We start from the raw sequence: 2,862 nt of genomic DNA, 5'->3' as shown, positions 1-2,862 counted from the left end.
TCAATCCCTCCGTGGACGCATTAATGATAGTTTTCAGATCATAAACCCAGTACCTTCAAGTTGAATGGGTATATATCACTTTTATCACATAAGCATTTGATTACGATGGGTACTTATTTTACTGATGCAGTTATTGATCAATCGGAAATAGAGAATGTGGGAGAATTTACGGTTTTGGAGCAAACTTAGATGTCAAACCGTAAATTCTGACACGGATGTGGTCACTACCCCTATTTCTGAATAGCCTAATTTCTGAAGCTGAGTTGACCATTGGTGGTAAGATTTCTCGCTAATACCGAGTTTCACTAATTTTTCTTGAACGGTTTGTGTCATCCATTGCTCTATCTGGTGACAATTGCGTCAATTTATCTTATTTTGACACATAGCTGATTTTGGTTTAATGTATAACCTTTAATTATATGGTTGTGCAAAATTTTAGTAGCCCATATCCTAAACTTCGTAGCCTGTAATGAATTAATACGATAGACCACCTATACTCGCAGCTACATTTTGATCCCGAATTAGATTGTATATGAATCATATTGTCTGTATAATGCCCATCTATTGTTAGGCGAATTAATACTCCATGAACCACAACAAGGTATAGACCGATGCCAAGCCGTGAACAAACATACGCCATGCTTAAGTTTAGTAAGCGCGACAACAACTTTTTTTCTACATTCCCCCCTGAGTTAATTCGCGACATTGCAACGTTCGACGAAGGCCCAAATAGCGATATTGGGCAAGCACTAAAATATGCCGCTTACGCACGGCAAGAAGATGTGGAAGCACTACTTAACATGTTAGACGATAATCCCAATCTACTGCTCCAAACGGGCAATGTGAAAACCCCAGGTGGCGATGAAATAAGACGTGTAACCATTTATGAGTTTGCATTGGGTGCAGGGGATTATGAGCTGGCAGAGAAGGTACAGTCTTATTTTTCAAAAATAGAAACGAAAGACGCTGAACAGCAAAGGATATGTCAATATGAGCGATATAAACCACACATTGATGGTATGTTAAAACAAGAACCCTATGATTTAGGTCCATTAATTCAAATAATTAAAGATGCTTCTGCTGAGGATGTAACGGCATTGCTCAAAAAAGATATGACGCGCGCGAGTAAGCTTCGTGATGCGATGATACAGTTTCGAAAGGACTGGGCGCCACGAATTTTGACTAAACCCTGCTTGCATTATAACTATGCAAGCCTTCACTATGCTTTTGAATTACTTAACCTCGAGTGGCGTGATTTATATAAAGCAAGCAGGGATAATTTTGACAAAATTAATTTGGTGTGGCGCCAATTGATAGGTTTTGAAATGAGACGCTTGCCTGGCATTGATCGATGCGTGATGGCGCAGGGGTTTTATTATGTCATAGAAGAGCAAGAGAGCGTTGCCCGATCATATAAATTTAGAAGAGATAAGGTTAAGGATTTCCCTATCCTTGTTACTGATGATTCGCTTGATGGTCTTGGTGGGAATTTTTCGGTCGATATGTTCGGTGATCGGATTCTCGGTAAGTTGGTGGGGGGCCGGGGCGACTGGGCGCAGCTGGGTGATTATTGGACAACTTATATCGAACTAAAACTTCAACCTTGCAGAACTTATGCAGTCACAACCAGTGTATCAACCGACTGGTTGTCTAATTCTTTGAAGTGAAGGCTTGAAAGTGCGGTCGCGAACGCGGCTGCTTTCTCGTGCTTCGCCTAGCGCTCCGGAACTTGCGCCCTGACACAAAAATCTAAAAATTCATATCGGAAAATCCCGAATAACATCATTATACTTATCTTGCGCATCAGCCAGGCTTAATTTTGAATATATTTCAAGAGAGTCCCTTTTAGCGTGTCCTGAGTAGGGTTGAATAAAGACGTCATCAATGAGGTTCGGCCGGGATCCTGACGAAAAGGACCGTTTCCTGTTTATTTTTAATTCAGCTTAAATTCAACTCTCAATTTTTGGCTCCGTTGCAAAAATGAACGATGGTTTATACTTCAATCTAAAACTATTAACCGAGATCTCAAATGTGCTCAACGAAACCTTCAGCATTTAAATGGCGTCATTTTCATGGTGTAATCCTGCAATGTGTGCGTTGGTACTGTAAATACGGGATCAGTTACAGAGATTTGGAAAAAATGATGTCGGAACGAGGTCTTTCTATAGAAAGCACTACACTTTATCGTTGTATACTCCTGAATTAAAAAAACGCCTTGATTGGCATAAGAAACGTTACGCCAGTCGCTGGCACCTGGATGAAACCTATATCAAGATAAAGGGCGAGTGGAAATATCTGTCTCGTGCAATCGATGAGCGGGGCAATACGATTGATTTTTCCCTTTCCCATCGAAGGAATGCAAAAGCTGCAAAACGCTTCCTGAAGAAGCTCATAAAGAACAACCCAACTTGTGATGTAAGTGTTATTAATACGGATAAAAATCCAGCCTATGGTCAGGCTATTAAAGAACTGAAGCAGGAAGGAAATCTGGGTTCCCATGTAAGTCATCTGCAGATAAAATACCGCAATAACCGACTTGAAGCAGACCATGGGAAACGCAAGCGACTCATCAATCCATGAAAACCGCCTATGCAACCATCAGGGGTTTTGAAATCATGCGTATGTTTAAAAAAGGACAGTTCAATATATGGATGTATGGCAATCGAACTGAGATTTCATTTATTAATGAACAATTTGGTATCTACAGCTGAGATCTATCCATAAGACGGATTTTTGTATAGGTTTTCGTTTTTGCAACGGAGCCTCAATTAACGGGATTACTTCATCCGCTGCGAGCCATGGAGAGCCGAAGGCGCGGGCGAGTAGTCCCTGGTAGCCTTAGGGCCGGATGTTTTTCCGTAG

General features: G+C 41.1%; 3 protein-coding genes and 1 pseudogene. 2 read left to right on the top strand and 2 right to left on the bottom strand.

All coding sequences use genetic code 11. From position 1 onward, the window contains the following. Positions 1-192: 192 nt before the first annotated feature. The gene (locus tag ACQY7T_RS09320) at positions 193-333 is read right to left on the bottom strand and encodes a hypothetical protein (RefSeq protein WP_428412906.1); all 141 of its coding nucleotides are present in this window, start codon (positions 331-333) and stop codon (positions 193-195) included. Between the two features lie 32 nt (positions 334-365). Further along, positions 366-491: a RhuM family protein gene (gene rhuM / locus ACQY7T_RS09315; RefSeq protein ID WP_428412905.1), complete on the bottom strand. Its 126-nt coding sequence runs from the start codon at positions 489-491 to the stop codon at positions 366-368. A gap of 120 nt (positions 492-611) precedes the next feature. Between rhuM and ACQY7T_RS09310 the strand changes: the two genes are divergently transcribed. Together ACQY7T_RS09310 and ACQY7T_RS09305 are read left to right on the top strand one after the other, a co-directional pair. After that, positions 612-1,667: a hypothetical protein gene (locus tag ACQY7T_RS09310; protein WP_428412903.1), complete on the top strand. Its 1,056-nt coding sequence runs from the start codon at positions 612-614 to the stop codon at positions 1,665-1,667. 362 nt (positions 1,668-2,029) lie between these two features. Then, a pseudogene (locus ACQY7T_RS09305) lies at positions 2,030-2,711 on the top strand (IS6 family transposase). Positions 2,712-2,862: the final 151 nt, after the last annotated feature.

Source organism: Legionella sp. (assembly GCF_965140895.1).
In the GTDB taxonomy this organism is placed as follows: domain Bacteria; phylum Pseudomonadota; class Gammaproteobacteria; order Legionellales; family Legionellaceae; genus Legionella.
This window is presented reverse-complemented; position numbering and strand designations above follow the sequence as displayed.

Excerpts from the sequence above, each read along its gene's own strand:
- ACQY7T_RS09320 (WP_428412906.1), bottom strand. The coding sequence starts at position 333 with ATGACACAAACCGTTCAAGAAAAATTAGTGAAACTCGGTATTAGCGAG.
- ACQY7T_RS09310 (WP_428412903.1), top strand. The coding sequence starts at position 612 with ATGCCAAGCCGTGAACAAACATACGCCATGCTTAAGTTTAGTAAGCGC.